At 32.3% G+C, this 20,994-nt stretch carries 11 protein-coding genes and 1 riboswitch; of the genes, 2 read left to right on the forward strand and 9 right to left on the reverse strand.

The features are described 5' to 3' along the window. Window positions 1-61 precede the first annotated feature (61 nt). Window positions 62-1,453, forward strand: a complete 1,392-nt coding sequence (asnS, locus tag R4Y45_RS00275) for an asparagine--tRNA ligase (protein ID WP_339968101.1) — start codon at window positions 62-64, stop codon at window positions 1,451-1,453. Between the two features lie 1,006 nt (window positions 1,454-2,459). Here the strand turns inward: asnS and R4Y45_RS00280 are convergent. Together R4Y45_RS00280 and helD are read right to left on the reverse strand one after the other, a co-directional pair. Continuing rightward, entirely contained in the window at window positions 2,460-12,185 is a 9,726-nt protein-coding gene (locus tag R4Y45_RS00280) for a DUF1542 domain-containing protein (RefSeq protein WP_339968103.1), read from the reverse strand. Between the two features lie 154 nt (window positions 12,186-12,339). Further along, window positions 12,340-14,646, reverse strand: coding sequence for an RNA polymerase recycling motor HelD (gene helD / locus R4Y45_RS00285; protein ID WP_339968105.1), 2,307 nt, complete (start codon window positions 14,644-14,646; stop codon window positions 12,340-12,342). Window positions 14,647-14,827: 181 nt separating this feature from the next. Here helD and R4Y45_RS00290 point away from each other — a divergent pair, with 181 nt between their 5' ends. After that, entirely contained in the window at window positions 14,828-15,193 is a 366-nt protein-coding gene (locus R4Y45_RS00290) for a nuclear transport factor 2 family protein (RefSeq protein WP_339968109.1), read from the forward strand. Between the two features lie 48 nt (window positions 15,194-15,241). On the opposite strand, the gene R4Y45_RS00295 is transcribed toward R4Y45_RS00290, so the two are convergent. The 7 genes from R4Y45_RS00295 to R4Y45_RS00325 form a co-directional block, all read right to left on the reverse strand. Then, the gene (locus R4Y45_RS00295; RefSeq protein ID WP_339968110.1) at window positions 15,242-16,705 is read right to left on the reverse strand and encodes a PH domain-containing protein; all 1,464 of its coding nucleotides are present in this window, start codon (window positions 16,703-16,705) and stop codon (window positions 15,242-15,244) included. Next, window positions 16,698-17,174: a PH domain-containing protein gene (locus R4Y45_RS00300; protein WP_339968112.1), complete on the reverse strand. Its 477-nt coding sequence runs from the start codon at window positions 17,172-17,174 to the stop codon at window positions 16,698-16,700. The genes R4Y45_RS00295 and R4Y45_RS00300 overlap by 8 nt, the downstream gene beginning before the upstream one ends. Before the next feature lie 54 nt (window positions 17,175-17,228). Continuing rightward, window positions 17,229-17,573, reverse strand: coding sequence for a fluoride efflux transporter FluC (locus R4Y45_RS00305; protein WP_339968114.1), 345 nt, complete (start codon window positions 17,571-17,573; stop codon window positions 17,229-17,231). Continuing rightward, entirely contained in the window at window positions 17,573-17,977 is a 405-nt protein-coding gene (locus tag R4Y45_RS00310) for a fluoride efflux transporter FluC (RefSeq protein WP_339968117.1), read from the reverse strand. Before R4Y45_RS00310 ends, R4Y45_RS00305 begins: the two co-directional genes overlap by 1 nt. 54 nt (window positions 17,978-18,031) lie before the next feature. After that, window positions 18,032-18,093: riboswitch (Fluoride riboswitch) on the reverse strand. Then, window positions 18,080-18,259, reverse strand: coding sequence for a hypothetical protein (locus tag R4Y45_RS00315; protein WP_056974249.1), 180 nt, complete (start codon window positions 18,257-18,259; stop codon window positions 18,080-18,082). It overlaps the preceding riboswitch by 14 nt. A 64-nt stretch (window positions 18,260-18,323) precedes the next feature. Continuing rightward, window positions 18,324-19,436, reverse strand: coding sequence for a restriction endonuclease subunit S (locus tag R4Y45_RS00320; protein ID WP_339968121.1), 1,113 nt, complete (start codon window positions 19,434-19,436; stop codon window positions 18,324-18,326). Then, a complete protein-coding gene (locus tag R4Y45_RS00325) occupies window positions 19,429-20,985 on the reverse strand; it encodes a type I restriction-modification system subunit M (RefSeq protein ID WP_339968123.1) in 1,557 nt (518 codons plus the stop codon). Before R4Y45_RS00325 ends, R4Y45_RS00320 begins: the two co-directional genes overlap by 8 nt. Between the last annotated feature and the right edge of the window lie 9 nt (window positions 20,986-20,994).

Raw genomic sequence — 20,994 nt, forward strand, 5'->3', positions numbered from 1 at the left:
TGGAAGGCTTTTTATTTTGCCTTTTTAGCTTTAATATTCATAACTTAATGGAGGTTATCCAATGGAAAATGTTTCAGTAAAATCTTTATACCAAAGTCAAACACATGACCAAGAAGTTGAAATCAGCTTAACCGGTTGGTTAAAAACACTTCGTTCATCTAAAAAAATCAGTTTCTTAGAACTTAATGATGGGTCATTTTTGAAAAATGTGCAAGTCATTGCCTTAAAAAACCTAGAAAACTATGATGAAATCACTAAAATGCCAATTAACACAACAGTTAAGGTAACTGGTCATGTTGTCGATACACCTGATGCTAAACAACCTTTTGAAGTAAAGGCTACTTCAGTTACAGTTGAAGGACAATCAGATAGCGATTACCCACTTCAAAAGAAAAGTCATTCGTTTGAATATCTACGTTCAATCGCTCACTTACGTCCCCGTACAAATACATTCTACTCGGTGTTCAAAATTCGTTCACTAGCTTCATTTGCTATCCACCAATTCTTCCAAGAGCATAACTTTGTTTATGTTAACACGCCAATTATCACAAGTAGTGATACAGAAGGTGCTGGTGAAATGTTCAGAGTAACGACACTTGATATGAACAATTTACCAAAAAATGATCAAGGTAAAGTCGATGATAGTGAAGACTTCTTCAAAAAACCAGCTAGTCTAACAGTTAGTGGTCAATTAAATGGTGAAGCTTTTGCCCTAGCCTTCCAAAACATTTATACATTTGGTCCTGCTTTCCGTGCTGAAAACTCACATACTGCTCGTCACGCTTCAGAATTCTGGATGGTTGAACCTGAAATGGCATTTGCTGACTTAGATGCTAATATCGAAGTTGCTGAAGCGATGCTAAAATACGTGGTTAACTACTTACTTGATCACGCTAAAGAAGAACTTGAATTCTTAAATGAAAACATTGATGAAACTTTACTCGAACGTCTAAAAACAACAAGTGAAGAACCTTTTGCTCGTGTTACTTATACCGCTGCAATTGACCTTCTTCAACAAGCTGATGCTGACTTCAAGTACCCAGTAAGTTGGGGAATTGATCTTCAAACAGAACATGAACGTTACCTATCAGAAAAAGTCTTTAACCGTCCAGTATTTGTAACTGACTATCCAAAAGACCTAAAAGCCTTCTACATGCGTGCTAATGAAGATGGCAAAACTGTTGCCGCTGTTGATATGTTAGTTCCTGGAATCGGTGAACTAATCGGTGGTAGTCAACGTGAAGAACGTTATGACGTTCTTGAAGAAAAAATCAAAGACTTCGGTCTAGATTCAACAGAATATGAATGGTACCTAGAACTTAGAAAATACGGTGAAACTATGCACTCAGGATTTGGTGTTGGTTTTGAACGTCTTCTAATGTACGTCACCGGTATGGAAAATATTCGTGATGTTATCCCATTCCCAAGAACACCAGGTAACGCTGAATTTTAATTTGACTCAGTTTTTTCATTGTAATAATGAATCCATTTTTTCATAACATCAACCAATTAGGAATTTTTTATATGGTATGTAGTCAGTCGTAACTCCAGCTTTTATTATATAAGAAAATGAGACCATAGCGGTATTGTATAAACAATTACTTTCGTAGTGGTGATATACTTTATCTAATCGCATTATAACTTTAATATCTTTTATCAAATTAACATTCAACATGAAATTCTTGACTACTATATAAAATAGAATATATCTCTGCTTGAGGTAATCGGTTAATCAACATTTGGACTAGTTTTAAAGTGAACTTCAAAGTCAATTATGAACTAATTTCATAATTTAAGACCTCTCGATTTAGTATTAACGATGAATAAAGGCGATGGCTACTATCTAATTTACCATATCTAAATTCACTGACATCTGTTATTAGGTTTTGATAAGGTTTTTGAGTATCAAAACGATACTTAAGATGATTCTTTACAATTTTATCAATTTACTATAGTGACGTTTTTCTTACCTTAAGTTCTTATTCGCAAGTAATTGAGCTACATGATGTATGGCTGGCTGGCAAACGCTAATGTCCATAATTAGATGAGCCAATTTAATGTAATTAAGCAGTCGCTCATCTTTTTGTTTATATTACTTTAAGTAGTTAATAATACACACTTTTAGCTAGGTTGATTGTAAAATGAATACTTTGGTAATTGTTGAGTTAATTTTGTCTCAGCATTGATAGTTAACTTTGCTTGATGTCTAATTCTTTCATGGTAATATTTAATAAAGAATGTAAATCTTGTGGTTTCATTTAACTTTTAGGACAATATTATTAAATTACTTAATCATCAAACTAATATTTTACCTATTCTAACAGATTAAAATTAAAACCCCTTTAAGTTATTTTATAAACTTAAAGGGGTTTTTACTATAAATAATCAGATTCACTTTCTAATAAATAAACTTTTAACTTGAAGCGCTATATTTTCAAGTTTATTTAACTCTAATCATTTTAATCGATTGAAGTAACATAGGTATCTTCAATCCATTGGTTATTATTGCCTAGACGATAATAAGTGTGCCCATAGAATGATTTCTTAGCAAATACTCTCCATGAGGTACCAGGCTCAACAACATTAGAGGTTAAATTACCATTACTATCACGTAATGAAATATTATAAGGTGCATTACCTGCAGTAAGTGTCGTATTGAGAATTGTTTCGGGTATATCTCTAGGATTTAAAAGGTATTGAGCTTGCATTAATGTTGTCTGGTTTGTACCAGCCAATCTAAGATATTTAATATTATCCACTACTGTAAAATCACCATAGTATGGGACATAGCTGTTAGTAGGTTGATAATTATTTAATGCTGTCACTTTATTATTTTTATCTAAAGTCCAAAGCTTAACTCCATAACCAGTAAAGTAATGAACTAATCCTGATTGTAGAGATCTTGGATTGGACTTATGAATATTATATATCACTTGTTTACCATTATTTGTAGCATCTTGAATACCTTGGGCATCTTTTGAGTTATCAATATTATCTTTTGCCTTATTAGCTTCTTGATCTACTTTATTCTTTTGATTTGTTTTTTCTTGATTTGTTAAAGTATCATCTTTATCAATATCATTTTTCACCTTATTGGCTTCTTGATCAATGGTATTTTTAGCATCATTCTTTTGGTCATCTACTGTTTTAGGGTTTGATTGATGACTATCATCTATTGCTTGTTTACCATTATTCGTAGAATCTTGAATACCTTGGGCATCTTTTGAGTTATCAATATTATCTTTTGCCTTATTAGCTTCTTGATCTACTTTATTCTTTTGATCTGCTTTTTCTTGATTTGTTAAAGTATCATCTTTATCAATATCATTTTTCACCTTATTGGCTTCTTGATCAATGGTATTTTTAGCATCATTCTTTTGGTCATCTACTGTTTTAGGGTTTGATTGATGACTATCATCTATTGCTTGTTTACCATTATTTGTAGCATCTTGAATACCTTGGGCATCTTTTGAGTTATCAATATTATCTTTTGCCTTATTGGCTTCTTGATCTACTTTATTCTTTTGATTTGTTTTTTCTTGATTTGTTAAAGTATCATCTTTATCAATATCATTTTTCACCTTATTGGCTTCTTGATCAATGGTATTTTTAGCATCATTCTTTTGGTCATCTACTGTTTTAGGGTTTGATTGATGACTATTATCTATTGCTTGTTTACCATTATTTGTAGCATCTTGAATACCTTGGGCATCTTTTGACTTATCAATATTATCTTTTGCCTTATTAGCTTCTTGATCTACTTTATTCTTTTGATCTGTTTTTTCTTGATTTGTTAAAGTATCATCTTTATCAATATCATTTTTTACCTTATTGGCTTCTTGATCAATGGTATTTTTAGCATCATTCTTTTGGTCATCTACTGTTTTAGGGTTTGATTGATGACTATCATCTATTGCTTGTTTACCATTATTTGTAGCATCTTGAATACCTTGAGCATCTTTTGAGTTATCAATATTATCTTTTGCCTTATTAGCTTCTTGATCTACTTTATTCTTTTGATTTGTTTTTTCTTGATTTGTTAAAGTATCATCTTTATCAATATCATTTTTCACCTTATTGGCTTCTTGATCAATGGTATTTTTAGCATCATTCTTTTGGTCATCTACTGTTTTAGGGTTTGATTGATGACTATCATCTATTGCTTGTTTACCATTATTTGTAGCATCTTGAATACCTTGGGCATCTTTTGAGTTATCAATATTATCTTTTGCCTTATTGGCTTCTTGATCTACTTTATTCTTTTGATCTGTTTTTTCTTGATTTGTTAAAGTATCATCTTTATCAATATCATTTTTTACCTTATTGGCCTCTTGATCAATGGTATTTTTAGCATCATTCTTTTGGTCATCTACTGTTTTAGGGTTTGATTGATGACTATCATCTATTGCTTGTTTACCATTATTTGTAGCATCTTGAATACCTTGGGCATCTTTTGAGTTATCAATATTATCTTTTGCCTTATTAGCTTCTTGATCTACTTTATTCTTTTGATCTGCTTTTTCTTGATTTGTTAAAGTATCATCTTTATCAATATCATTTTTCACCTTATTGGCTTCTTGATCAATGGTATTTTTAGCATCATTCTTTTGGTCATCTACTGTTTTAGGGTTTGATTGATGACTATCATCTATTGCTTGTTTACCATTATTTGTAGCATCTTGAATACCTTGGGCATCTTTTGAGTTATCAATATTATCTTTTGCCTTATTGGCTTCTTGATCTACTTTATTCTTTTGATCTGTTTTTTCTTGATTTGTTAAAGTATCATCTTTATCAATATCATTTTTTACTTTATTGGCTTCTTGATCAATGGTATTTTTAGCATCATTCTTTTGGTCATCTACTGTTTTAGGGTTTGATTGATGACTATCATCTATTGCTTGTTTACCATTATTCGTAGAATCTTGAATACCTTGGGCATCTTTTGAGTTATCAATATTATCTTTTGCCTTATTAGCTTCTTGATCTACTTTATTCTTTTGATCTGTTTTTTCTTGATTTGTTAAAGTATCATCTTTATCAATATCATTTTTCACCTTATTGGTTTCTTGATCAATGGTATTTTTAGCATCATTCTTTTGGTCATCTACTGTTTTAGGGTTTGATTGATGACTATCATCTATTGCTTGTTTACCATTATTTGTAGCATCTTGAATACCTTGGGCATCTTTTGAGTTATCAATATTATCTTTTGCCTTATTGGCTTCTTGATCTACTTTATTCTTTTGATTTGTTTTTTCTTGATTTGTTAAAGTATCATCTTTATCAATATCATTTTTCACCTTATTGGCTTCTTGATTAATGGTATTTTTAGCATCATTCTTTTGGTCATCTACTGTTTTAGGGTTTGATTGATGACTATTATCTATTGCTTGTTTACCATTATTTGTAGCATCTTGAATACCTTGGGCATCTTTTGACTTATCAATATTATCTTTTGCCTTATTAGCTTCTTGATCTACTTTATTCTTTTGATCTGTTTTTTCTTGATTTGTTAAAGTATCATCTTTATCAATATCATTTTTTACCTTATTGGCTTCTTGATCAATGGTATTTTTAGCATCATTCTTTTGGTCATCTACTGTTTTAGGGTTTGATTGATGACTATCATCTATTGCTTGTTTACCATTATTTGTAGCATCTTGAATACCTTGAGCATCTTTTGAGTTATCAATATTATCTTTTGCCTTATTAGCTTCTTGATCTACTTTATTCTTTTGATTTGTTTTTTCTTGATTTGTTAAAGTATCATCTTTATCAATATCATTTTTCACCTTATTGGCTTCTTGATCAATGGTATTTTTAGCATCATTCTTTTGGTCATCTACTGTTTTAGGGTTTGATTGATGACTATCATCTATTGCTTGTTTACCATTATTTGTAGCATCTTGAATACCTTGGGCATCTTTTGAGTTATCAATATTATCTTTTGCCTTATTGGCTTCTTGATCTACTTTATTCTTTTGATCTGTTTTTTCTTGATTTGTTAAAGTATCATCTTTATCAATATCATTTTTTACCTTATTGGCCTCTTGATCAATGGTATTTTTAGCATCATTCTTTTGGTCATCTACTGTTTTAGGGTTTGATTGATGACTATCATCTATTGCTTGTTTACCATTATTCGTAGAATCTTGAATACCTTGGGCATCTTTTGAGTTATCAATATTATCTTTTGCCTTATTAGCTTCTTGATCTACTTTATTCTTTTGATCTGCTTTTTCTTGATTTGTTAAAGTATCATCTTTATCAATATCATTTTTCACCTTATTGGCTTCTTGATCAATGGTATTTTTAGCATCATTCTTTTGGTCATCTACTGTTTTAGGGTTTGATTGATGACTATCATCTATTGCTTGTTTACCATTATTTGTAGCATCTTGAATACCTTGGGCATCTTTTGAGTTATCAATATTATCTTTTGCCTTATTGGCTTCTTGATCTACTTTATTCTTTTGATTTGTTTTTTCTTGATTTGTTAAAGTATCATCTTTATCAATATCATTTTTCACCTTATTGGCTTCTTGATCAATGGTATTTTTAGCATCATTCTTTTGGTCATCTACTGTTTTAGGGTTTGATTGATGACTATTATCTATTGCTTGTTTACCATTATTTGTAGCATCTTGAATACCTTGGGCATCTTTTGACTTATCAATATTATCTTTTGCCTTATTAGCTTCTTGATCTACTTTATTCTTTTGATCTGTTTTTTCTTGATTTGTTAAAGTATCATCTTTATCAATATCATTTTTTACCTTATTGGCTTCTTGATCAATGGTATTTTTAGCATCATTCTTTTGGTCATCTACTGTTTTAGGGTTTGATTGATGACTATCATCTATTGCTTGTTTACCATTATTTGTAGCATCTTGAATACCTTGAGCATCTTTTGAGTTATCAATATTATCTTTTGCCTTATTAGCTTCTTGATCTACTTTATTCTTTTGATTTGTTTTTTCTTGATTTGTTAAAGTATCATCTTTATCAATATCATTTTTCACCTTATTGGCTTCTTGATCAATGGTATTTTTAGCATCATTCTTTTGGTCATCTACTGTTTTAGGGTTTGATTGATGACTATCATCTATTGCTTGTTTACCATTATTTGTAGCATCTTGAATACCTTGGGCATCTTTTGAGTTATCAATATTATCTTTTGCCTTATTGGCTTCTTGATCTACTTTATTCTTTTGATCTGTTTTTTCTTGATTTGTTAAAGTATCATCTTTATCAATATCATTTTTTACCTTATTGGCCTCTTGATCAATGGTATTTTTAGCATCATTCTTTTGGTCATCTACTGTTTTAGGGTTTGATTGATGACTATCATCTATTGCTTGTTTACCATTATTTGTAGCATCTTGAATACCTTGGGCATCTTTTGAGTTATCAATATTATCTTTTGCCTTATTAGCTTCTTGATCTACTTTATTCTTTTGATCTGCTTTTTCTTGATTTGTTAAAGTATCATCTTTATCAATATCATTTTTCACCTTATTGGCTTCTTGATCAATGGTATTTTTAGCATCATTCTTTTGGTCATCTACTGTTTTAGGGTTTGATTGATGACTATCATCTATTGCTTGTTTACCATTATTTGTAGCATCTTGAATACCTTGGGCATCTTTTGAGTTATCAATATTATCTTTTGCCTTATTGGCTTCTTGATCTACTTTATTCTTTTGATCTGTTTTTTCTTGATTTGTTAAAGTATCATCTTTATCAATATCATTTTTTACTTTATTGGCTTCTTGATCAATGGTATTTTTAGCATCATTCTTTTGGTCATCTACTGTTTTAGGGTTTGATTGATGACTATCATCTATTGCTTGTTTACCATTATTCGTAGAATCTTGAATACCTTGGGCATCTTTTGAGTTATCAATATTATCTTTTGCCTTATTAGCTTCTTGATCTACTTTATTCTTTTGATCTGTTTTTTCTTGATTTGTTAAAGTATCATCTTTATCAATATCATTTTTCACCTTATTGGTTTCTTGATCAATGGTATTTTTAGCATCATTCTTTTGGTCATCTACTGTTTTAGGGTTTGATTGATGACTATCATCTATTGCTTGTTTACCATTATTTGTAGCATCTTGAATACCTTGGGCATCTTTTGAGTTATCAATATTATCTTTTGCCTTATTGGCTTCTTGATCTACTTTATTCTTTTGATTTGTTTTTTCTTGATTTGTTAAAGTATCATCTTTATCAATATCATTTTTCACCTTATTGGCTTCTTGATTAATGGTATTTTTAGCATCATTCTTTTGGTCATCTACTGTTTTAGGGTTTGATTGATGACTATTATCTATTGCTTGTTTACCATTATTTGTAGCATCTTGAATACCTTGGGCATCTTTTGACTTATCAATATTATCTTTTGCCTTATTAGCTTCTTGATCTACTTTATTCTTTTGATCTGTTTTTTCTTGATTTGTTAAAGTATCATCTTTATCAATATCATTTTTTACCTTATTGGCTTCTTGATCAATGGTATTTTTAGCATCATTCTTTTGGTCATCTACTGTTTTAGGGTTTGATTGATGACTATCATCTATTGCTTGTTTACCATTATTTGTAGCATCTTGAATACCTTGAGCATCTTTTGAGTTATCAATATTATCTTTTGCCTTATTAGCTTCTTGATCTACTTTATTCTTTTGATTTGTTTTTTCTTGATTTGTTAAAGTATCATCTTTATCAATATCATTTTTCACCTTATTGGCTTCTTGATCAATGGTATTTTTAGCATCATTCTTTTGGTCATCTACTGTTTTAGGGTTTGATTGATGACTATCATCTATTGCTTGTTTACCATTATTTGTAGCATCTTGAATACCTTGGGCATCTTTTGAGTTATCAATATTATCTTTTGCCTTATTGGCTTCTTGATCTACTTTATTCTTTTGATCTGTTTTTTCTTGATTTGTTAAAGTATCATCTTTATCAATATCATTTTTTACCTTATTGGCCTCTTGATCAATGGTATTTTTAGCATCATTCTTTTGGTCATCTACTGTTTTAGGGTTTGATTGATGACTATCATCTATTGCTTGTTTACCATTATTCGTAGAATCTTGAATACCTTGGGCATCTTTTGAGTTATCAATATTATCTTTTGCCTTATTAGCTTCTTGATCTACTTTATTCTTTTGATCTGCTTTTTCTTGATTTGTTAAAGTATCATCTTTATCAATATCATTTTTCACCTTATTGGCTTCTTGATCAATGGTATTTTTAGCATCATTCTTTTGGTCATCTACTGTTTTAGGGTTTGATTGATGACTATCATCTATTGCTTGTTTACCATTATTTGTAGCATCTTGAATACCTTGGGCATCTTTTGAGTTATCAATATTATCTTTTGCCTTATTGGCTTCTTGATCTACTTTATTCTTTTGATTTGTTTTTTCTTGATTTGTTAAAGTATCATCTTTATCAATATCATTTTTCACCTTATTGGCTTCTTGATCAATGGTATTTTTAGCATCATTCTTTTGGTCATCTACTGTTTTAGGGTTTGATTGATGACTATCATCTATTGCTTGTTTACCATTATTTGTAGCATCTTGAATACCTTGGACATCTTTTGAGTTATCAATATTATCTTTTGCCTTATTAGCTTCTTGATCTACTTTATTCTTTTGATTTGTTTTTTCTTGATTTGTTAAAGTATCATCTTTATCAATATCATTTTTTACCTTATTGGCTTCTTGATCAATGGCATTCTTAGCGTCATTTCTCCTATCATCTACTGTTTTTGTACTAGATTGATGGCTATTATCTATTGCTTGTTTACCATTATTTGTAGCATCTTGAATACCTTGGGCATCTTTTGAGTTATCAATATTATCTTTTGCCTTATTGGCTTCTTGATCTACTTTATTCTTTTGATCTGTTTTTTCTTGATTTGTTAAAGTATCATCTTTATCAATATCATTTTTTACCCTATTAGCTTCTTGATCAATGATATTTTTAGCATCATTCTTTTGGTCATCTACTGTTTTAGGGTTTGATTGATGACTATCATCTATTGCTTGTTTACCATTATTTGTAGCATCTTGAATACCTTGGGCATCTTTTGAATTATTAATATTATCTTTTGCCTTGTTAGCTTCTTGATCTACTTTATTCTTTTGATCTGTTTTTTCTTGATTTGTTAAAGTATCATCTTTATCAATATCATTTTTTACCTTATTGGCTTCTTGATCAATGGTATTTTTAGCATCATTCTTTTGGTCATCTACTGTTTTAGGGTTTGATTGATGACTATCATCTATTGCTTGTTTACCCACACCGGTTGCAGTTTGAATACCTTGGGCATCTTTTGAGTTATCAATATTATCCTTTGCCTTATTGGCTTCTTGATCTACTTTATTCTTTTGATTTGTTTTTTCTTGATTTGTTAAAGTATCATCTGTATCAATATCATTTTTCACCTTATTAGCTTCTTGATCAATGGCATTCTTAGCATCATTCTTTTGATTATCTAAAGAATAATTGCTGTCTCTCACATAAGTTACCGCAGCATCTATAGTTTTTGTTTGAGCACTAATATTTCCTTGCACAGGGACTGAGGTAACAACACTTCCATTCAAATACGTTGTATAGCCTTTTAATTGTGGAATAGCAACACTTTCAAATGTGCCCTTACTTTGCGATTTGTTATTTGTGACATACCAGTTACCAGTTGTTGTACTTTTAGTTACATTATCATAGCTGCTATCTTGGCTAAATCCAATACTTTGACTTACATTTTGAATAGGATTCCCATCGGCATCTTGCATAACATTTCCATTAGAATCTTTAAAAGTAATATTACGTCCAACTGCAGATTGTTTTGTAGTCACATTAGTAGAATGTTTCAAATAAATATTATAGTCTTGATCGCTAGTATTATCTGAGTCAAACTTATCGCTAGTATTAAATTGATTATCAACCTGTTCGTATCCTTTATTAACATAATTATTGATGTTATTATTAATCAGACGTGAAACAAGATACCGATTTCCATTATCATTAATTTGATAATTAACAGATGTTCCATCATTACCTCGTAATACATCAGTCTGCATAGTTTGACCTGTTGTTTGATCGATATAATTGATATTGGCTCTTTGAACAGGGGTATAAGAAATTTGGTGTAGGTTTACTTGTTGTAACCCAACATTTTGGCCAGTTGCTCCTGCTATATTAAACCGATTAATGGGTGAACTAGGATCAAAATTTATATTTTGACTGAAGGAAGCAACTTTTGTAAGTCTTCCAGTATTACCATATGGATCTGAATAGAGATTAACATTAAAAACCCCTGTAGAATTAGTCCTAGGAGTATATGAAACTTCAATTTGATTACCATCGTTTGATGTACTTGCTAAGTTAAAGATTCCATTGCGAGTAAAGTCTTGAACTGAGTTTTTATCAATAATTCCATATCCCGTATCATTTGTACGAACCATTGCTCCATAAATATTAGGAAGGCCAGTATCTAAATCGCCATTTAATGCACGTGAACTAACGTTAGTAGAACTATCATCTTTATAAGTATCTAACTTGAAAGCATAAGCGTTCTTTAAATCATTTATTCCAATTTTACCACCATCACCTCCACTAATATCATGATCAGAGTTATATAAAACAATAGCCATCCCATCAGCAAAAGAAGTAAAACTACTACCCTTTATTTTTATAGATCCCGTCATACTAAAAGGTCTACGAGTATCAAAAACACCATCGTAGTTTACACTATTAGATTGACTCGGTGCATCATTAGTTAAATATAAAGTATTAGTTGCAGTATTCATATATGGATACCCATCTATCTCGTTACCCGAAATACGATTTCCATTTTGATAAAAATTAAGATGACTCTTAAAAACTTCAGCTGCCCGTTGGCCTGCAGGACTCGTGGGATCTTGTGGCACTCCCAATGTAACTGGCTGTCCAACTATATTACTAGGTGCAATAGTATTCACTACAGTATTACTTTGAGTTGCCGATGATTGAGAAGTATCAGCCATAACTACGTTATTTTCTACTTGTGCAACTCCACCTATAAGTGCAAAAAGACTCATAGAAACAACTACCCAGTTTTTTTTAACTTTTTTCAATTTTTTTTTGTCATTAATTTTTTTTAATTTATTTTTATTAAACAAGAATTCATTCCCCCTAATACATTTTTGCATCGTTTATTTGATTATACTACTTAATTAAATTAAATTTCAAATTTTTCCCCAGATACAATATATCACAAAGTCTCTTTGAGCTTAACTAATAAAACTGCTAATACTCACAATATTCTTACAGCTATTATATTTTAACTTCATAAAGACTTTCATCTATATCTCCTAATAATCGGCTCTTTTGATTTGTGTATAAAATAGCCAAGGTGTGCATAGCACGAGAAGCAATCGTATAAACCAGTTGGCGTTCACTTTCTTTTTGGTAAACGGCATCTGAAGCGTTATACATTACAACACTATCAAACTCAAGTCCTTTAGCTAAGTAGGCGGGTACGATTAAAGTTCCTTCAACTAAACGTTGGTTTTCAGAACCAATCAGGGTACTTTTGACACCTTTTTGCTTCAATAAGTTGAAGACATCTTTACTTTCTTGTAGTGATTTAGTAATAACGGCTGTTGTTAAGCCTTTGTCAGCTTGTGCGGTCAATTGATCAGCTAATTCGTCAATCATTTCGCTTTCATCTGAACACGAAACCATCACAGGTTTTGGCCCGATACGTTCAAAAGCTGTGATTTTTTGACCATTACGCAAAATTCCACGTGTAAAGTCTGTAACTTGTTTAGTTGAACGATAAGATGTCGTCAACTGTGCCACACTTGTTTTTTCAGGATCAAATAAGTGTGAAATATCAGCCAACAAACGTTGATTAGGTTCTGTTGCTAAAATCGTTTGGTTCAAGTCACCTAGCATGGTAAAACGAGCATTTGGGAAATTGAATTTCAAATAAGCAATTTGGAAAGGTGTGTAATCTTGAATTTCATCAATAAACACAAATTTCATTGAACGCTCACCTGTTTTACCTGTTAATAAATCATACAGATACAAGTAACATGAAACATCTTCAATTGGCAATTCTTTTGCTTTCATTTTAGAAAGTGTTTGTTTCACTTCTGCTTGCCACTCAGCAGTTGTAACCCCATGTTCTTCTAAATCAAAGATACGAGGTACTTGTTGCATAAAGTGATTGTATTGAGCAGAAAAGTTAATAAAGCGGAAGTTATTGATATATTTAGCAACCGATTCTAAGCTTTCAGTTACAATACGTTTAGCAATAAACTTGTACTCATCATCACCTGACTCAAATTCTTGATCAGGTTGTTGATAAAACATACGTAGTTGTTCTTCACTTAATCCTTCAATCATTTCTTGCACCCATTTTTTCTTCATTTCAGAAGATACTCGACGGTTCAAGATTTTGATTAATTCTTCTTTTGTAGCTTCAATACGGTTCATTAATTTATAGTTACTGTTAAATCCGTAGTAAATTTCTTTGATTTTTTCCTTATCAATAAAAGGTTCGCCTCGGAATTTAATATCTCGGAATTGCACGCCACCACGAGCAAGACGATTGCCATAACGAGTTAGCAAATTAAAGAACGCGTAACTTGATTTTAAGTTTGTGATTTTTTCACTAGCTGGTGATTGTTCTTGTTCAAACTGTTGGAATAAGTTTTGTACTTTGAAGCTCGGAACACGACGGGATGCAAATTGCCAATACGTCATCTGCACCATGTTTTGTTCACCCAATTCAGGTAAGACATTTTGTACGTAGTCATTGAACAACTGGTTAGGTGAAAACATAATCACTTGATCACTCGTTAAGTTTCCACGATAACGATAAAGCAAGTAAGCAATACGCTGCAATACCGCACTCGTTTTACCCGAACCGGCCGCTCCTTGAACAAATAATAAATCAGAATCGGTATCACGAATAATTGCATTTTGTTCTTGTTGAATCGTTGTGACGATTGTTTTCATTTGTGATGATGATTTTTCATTCAACACTTCAAGCAACATTTGATCACCAATCGTTTCTTGGGTATCAAACATGTTTTCAATTTGGCCATCTTTAATGATAAATTGACGCTTCAATGATAAGTTTACATCTTGCTTACCTTCAGGTGAATTATAAGTGACATCGCCTAATTTTCCATCATAATAAATAGATGAAATCGGTGCTCGCCAGTCATAAACCAAGAACTCATCTTTATCATTGGTAAATGAACTCAACCCAATATAAATGGTTTCAGGTCCTGGTTCCCCTTTTTCTTTAAAATCCACGCGAGCAAAATAAGGATTATTTTCTAATTTTTCAAGTACATCTAGTCGGCCACTAGCATGTTGCCAACTATTATTTCTTTCCATCAACATTTGTTGTTGCTGACGGATGGATAAAGCGGTTTCAATCGTTGTTGAATCACCGACATAATTAATTTTTACATCATCATAAAAGTGCTCATTCAGATTCTTTTCTTCTGTTTTGGCACGTTTAATTGACTGAGTTAATTTTTGTTGACGCTTTTTAATTTCCCCTATCACATGGTCCAAACGAGACTGTTCAACCTTGCGACTTTGCGTATTGTTACTTGTCATAAACTCACAACCTTACTATAGTTTCCTTAAAAAAATTTACTAAATATAATACCATAATTTTTTTGTGAATAGCAACGACTATTCACTATCCTTAACCAAATCATTAAAAATAATTTTTACTTACGTCAACCTATCTTAATGTTGTATACTATTCTCAATTCAAAAAAGGAGTCGTTTGAACATGACAAATAAAGAATTAGTTAAACAATTTTATGAAGATGTTTTTACCAATGGTGATCTATCAAAACTTGATGAATACATGAAAGAAGACTATATTCAACATAATCCTACAGTTGAAGATGGCCGTGCTGGTTTTAAAAAATTCATCGAAAAATTCCTAACATTCAATCCTACCATTGAGATTATTCAATTATCGGGTGATGATGACTTAGTCTACGTCTTCTTCAAATGTACGATGGGTAATGGCCACATCAACAAAGTTTGCGATATTTACCGTCTGGAAGATGGCCAATTAGCTGAACATTGGGATATTTTACAACACAATGTTGAAAATGTTGAATCAGTTAATAATAATGGCATCTTTTAAATATAAAAAACAAAAGAGCAACAACCTTAACTGGTTATTGCTCTTTTTTTATTGCTCATAAAAATCTCTGATTTCTTGAATCACCTTAATTGGAATAAACCGTAATTTAAGTTGATCACCGTGATCATTATTCATTTTAACAGGCAACTTAATGTGTCCGATTTTTTGACGATGATATAACAACGGTGTTGTTCTTTGCGTCACATTTTGCACTTTGTTTTTATCTAAAAAGTTAATTTCTTTAGTAAATAAATGATAACGCTGAATACAGATAAATCGACTTTGACTAAAGCCATAGCCTTGTCCTTTGGCTTCTAAATACTCATCCAATAGCACAAGTGCAAAGAATAAAATGACTAAACCAACAACCCAAATGGGTACCACTTGCCAAAAAATAATTTCAAGTACCGCCAAAATCCCAATCACTAGTAACGTCCAACGAACAAAATACCACAAACGATTTTGTGTGAGTAAGGTGATTTTTGGTGAATGAAGTTGCCATTCAGGTAAGTAAGTTGCTAAAAATGGATAAACCTCTGCATTCTTAATAATCGGAAACAGATAAGTATGATTGTTGCTACTATCTTCTTTACTCTGTTTATCTTGCCCACTATAAACGTAAACCAGAATCGATGAAAACCCAAATAAACGACGAATCGGATGTTTCTTAACTTGTACATTTTGAATTTTGTGAAGTGGAATTTGTTGGGTTTTTTCTTTTAACAGACCACTTTTAATGACCAATGTATTCCCAGTTCTAGCAATACGAAAATCGTAATAAGTCAGCAAAGTTCGAATAAGTGAATAGATAAATCCTAAAAGTAAAACACCAAAGATACTCAAAGCAATATAAGCCACACTACTAAAAATAACTCGTGACACTTCACTATTCAATTTACTACCCGCATGATTTAAAAAACGACCACCTAAACCTGCAATTACTGCCGATGAAGCTAAAATATTCAAATTAGTAATAGCAAAAAGCAAAATATGTGAAGCAGGTAATTTTTTAAATTGCGGTTTTGTGGCAGTTGCATCCCCATCCGTCTGATTAACTTCACTTGAGCTTTGAGTAGCTGTCTTCACTGGTGCTTCTTGACTACGATAAGATTCAATCAAATCAAAAACCGCAATCGGCACGACTGTGAGTACCCCCTCAGACTTAGAATCACTACCACCAGCTGTTTCAATATTCACAGTCGTTAAATCAAATGGTGCCAAAAAGAACCACTGACTTTGACGCACGGTTTGAATGCGGTCATAAGGAATCACCGTTGTCGATTTATTAATCAATCCTTTTTGAATTGTGACATTCTGCTCATCAACTGTGTAATAAGTGGTCATATAACTGATAACCTCAACTGAAATATAAATAATGGGAAACAATAACAACCAAAAATGGCCACTAAAAATCCCAATAATTCCTGCAATTAAAGCCCCCAGTATCGATGTAATAGACTCAAAAAATCTAATCACTAACGCCAACGGATGAAATCGTTTGTGGTTATACATTCAAATCAGCCACCTTTACACGCTTAGTCACTTCTTCTCGCAACTTACCTGCTGTTGCTGGGTTGAGCCCTGAAATGCTGTGCTTGGTTGCAGCAGTATGAATAATCAACTCTTCTAAATCAAACACTTTCAAAATAGGGCCTTGTTCAATTTCAATGTGTTGGACACGGTTTAAAGGCACATAAACTGTCTTTCTAAAGAAAACGCCACGTTGAAAAGAAATCGCTTCATCATCAATCTGATAACGATGAAAGTGGTAACGATAAGGAATCAAACTCAAACTAACCGCAAAGAAAACGACAATGGCTACCAAAGCAATTGGTCTTACCCATTCCTTGTGGGGAATTGGCAATAATGTCAAAGCTGTCGTAGCTATGGCTAATGAAATAATAACTCCCAAAATGTCTGAAACGAGCCAAGCCCTTTTAATTCGGCTTGGCATTTTTTGTGTTAATAATTGATAATCCATCTTAAACTCCTCCTGTGTTGTGGCACCTAGTATATCACAGAAGATCGATTTCTTTTATAGCCAATAGCCTAATGCCACAAAGATTAGACCTAAGCTATACGTTACAAGCAAGTGAATGACAAACAATAACAACTTTCTTTGTTTAACTAACTGCACTAATTCAGAATTAAATGTTGAAAAAGTCGTATAGCCTCCCATTAATCCTGCACCAAGTAATGGATATGCCCACCATGAACTATAGTTTTTGGCAAAAATACCAAGTAAAAAGCTGCCAGAGATATTGATTATCATCGTTGCTAAAAATGAATACTTAAATCGAGGGCGAACATTTAAAAACGCTGTCAAATTACGACGACAAAGCGTCCCAAAACCACTCGCTAGCCCAACTAAAAACCACATTAGCGATCAGCCTCCTCTTCATGTTGAATCACTTGTTCATCAGTTTGTTCGTGACTAAATCCAGTTAATGATGTCCCTAGATAAGCCAGCAAAAAGCCCCCGAGTACAGTAATTAACGTGTAAATTAATAAAGCAATAAACTGTCCACGAATAATCAGCGTTAGCGTATCAAGCATCGCACTTGAAAATGTCGTGAATGCCCCAAAGAAACCTACACCTATAACTTCTTTAAGTAGTGGGCGTTCTTTTTGGCGGTCATTCCAAATTGGTAATAAAAATGCCCCCATTAAATTGGTAATTAGCGTGGCAATAGGAAACCCATTGAGCATTAACTCTTGCCCGATAAAATAGCGACAAATACCACCAATCGCCCCAAATATAAATAATAAAACTTGTAAAATCATGTTTCTTCCCCCAGTTAATCTGTTCAAGCAACAAAAAAACACCTGTTGAAATAAGCTTCAACAGGTGTCATCAGCAATACTTGCATTTAATGGCGAACACCATCACCGTTTATTTTGAAAGTGTCTTTTTAGTTGTGGAATCCAAAAGACAATCACATAACCGACTGCCATTCCCATTAACGTAAAGACAAGTACAGCACTTTTGTGTTGGTTCATTAGGATAATCCCAATAATTAAACCAATTAATGTACAGATACCTAATATCCATCTATTCTTTGTCATACTGTATCCCTCAATATCTTTACTATTATTATTCCACGATAATGACTTCTTTGCAAGGGATGACCTAACAGAATAGCTTTTGCAGATAGCCTTTTTTCAGTTGTTTAAGCTGTTCAATCTTTTGTTCGTATAGATTAATTTCTTGATCAAGTTTTTGAAAAAGTTGACCAATTTTTTGTTGTTCTGGAAGGGAGGGGATTTTAATAGATATCGTTTTTAAAACGTTCCCGTTTAATTTTTTACGACCACCGCCAGTTACATATTTAGAATAATCAACACACTTCAAAATGACTGACAAAAATCGTGTATCTGCTACGTGATTTTTACCTGATAAAACATGTGCATGGTTATTAACCCATATTTTTCCTTCAACATAGTAAACAGGATAATCTAAAACATCACTCGCACCGTCTTCAGCAATCAATGTAAAAAATCCCTCATGTGTATAGTTTTTAACATAATCTTGAATACCATTAGCTCCATAATATGGAATCTTTCCATTTTCTCTCTTTGATGCAGTAATGGGAACACGTTTATTATCCAAGATATCTGCTATATTTTTAATTTTTTTTGAGTTCCACTTATCAGAAAAATAATTGAATCTTAGCCTTGCAAAACCACTTTCTTGTCTAGGTATTATCTTTTGCAAAATAGATTTCTTATATAAAATCTTATTTTGAATATTTGATTTATAAAATTCAATCAACTTATCCATTTTTTCAAAAAAAGAGCCAATTTTTTGTTGTTCGTCTAAGGGAGCAACTTTTATTTTAAAAGGTTGTACAACAGATATATAATGTCGTGAATGTCCCTCTTGATTAATATGAGTACTTGCTAATAACTCATATAAATATCTTAAATTGCCTTGTTTAGCAGTTAAAATTTTTAAAGCTGATGATTTTACTTTGTAGTTAAAGTCTACGTATTTACTATCCAAAGTGAAATCATCAAAAATTACAGAATCTCCCTTGTCATATGCCCCATCTTCATGTGTGTACCCTAAAACAAATGACTTATTTGCAGTCAATACAGGCGTTCCGACAGTATCATATTCATCGCTATCAACAATATACTTATCAGGTCTCTCGTAGTTGAAAACATCACCAAATGTTTTCTTCTCCCACTCACCTTCAAAGCCCTTAAATCTTAGTTGTGGCACTAGTCTTTCTTTATTCATCAACATCAGTCTCCACTAATTGGGCTTCCATTTCAGCAAGTTCTGCTTCAATTTTGGCGATTTGTTGGTTCACTTCTTCAATATCAGCTTTCACTTGGTTGATATCAATTTCAGGTTCAGGTTCAAAAGTATCCACATAACGTGGGATATTTAAGTTAAAGTCATTTTCTTTAATTTCATCAAGTGAAGCCACGTGTGCATACTTATCCACATCTTCACGAGCTTCATAAGTTTGTAAGATTTTATCAATGTGAGCTTGAGTTAAGCTATTTTGATTTTTACCCTTTTCAAATTCTTTTGAAGCATCGATAAATAAGATATCAGTTTGAGGACGGTTCTTTTTGAAAACCAAAATAGTTGTAGGGATTGAAGTTCCAAAGAATAAGTTAGCAGGTAAACCGATAACCGCATCTAGCACGTTATCTTGTTCAATCATATACTTTCTAATCACACCTTCTGCAGCCCCTCTAAATAACACACCATGAGGTAATACAACTGCCATCGTTCCGTTATCATTCAAGTGGTAAAGCATATGTATCACAAAAGCTAAGTCAGCTTTTGATTTAGGAGCCACTTTACCATATTTACGGAAACGTTCGTCTGTTAGCTTATCAGCATTATTCCAGTTGGCTGAATAAGGTGGGTTTGCCACAACGGCATCGAATTTTTCATCAGGGAAGCGGTCGTTTTCAAGCGTATCCCCTTGTTTAACACTAAAGTTACTGTAATTAATCCCGTGCATTAATAAGTTCATACGAGCCAAGTTGTAAGTCGTTGAGTTCCATTCTTGACCATAGTAATGTCCGATTCGAGCTCTATCTCCAACTGTTAGTAGTAATGATCCTGAACCCATGGTTGGGTCATAGATAGATTTGATTTCATCTTTACCTGCAGTTACCACACCTGAAATGATTTTTGAAACTTGTTGAGGAGTGTAGAATTCTCCAGCTTTTTTACCAGCAGAAGCAGCGAATTGACCGATTAGGTATTCATAAGCATCCCCTAAGACATCAATTTCAATTTCACTTGAGCGGAATGAAATATTGTTCAAGTTCAATAAGACTTTACGCATTAATTCACTACGTTCAGCCACATTGTTCCCAATTCTTGGTGATTGTAAATCCATATCATCGAATAAACCTTGGAAGTCTTCTTGTGAGTCTTCGCCAATCGTTGAACTTTGAATAGAGTTAATCGCATGTTGTAATTTTTCAATATCGAATTCATTGGTTTGGCAATCTTTGATAAGTGAACTGAATAAGTAACGCGGTTTAATCGTGAATCCTAAATCTTGCACAATGTCTTCATCTAGTCCTTCGTAATCAGGATTATTGTAGGCTTGTTCATAGGTAATATCTTCACCATCTAATAACATGGTAACTTCATCTTCTACACGGTCTGATAAAAAGCGGTAGAAAATAAGTCCTAGAATATAGTTTCTAAATTCACTCGCATCCATGTTCCCACGCAAGTCATTTGCGATAGCCCATAGGTGTTTTTGTAATTCAGCTTGTTGTTGTGATTGTACGTTTTGGTGTTCTTCTGTCATTAATTTACT

The sequence above is a fragment of the Holzapfeliella saturejae genome (assembly GCF_037546065.1).
Classification (GTDB): Bacteria; Bacillota; Bacilli; order Lactobacillales; family Lactobacillaceae; genus Holzapfeliella; species Holzapfeliella saturejae.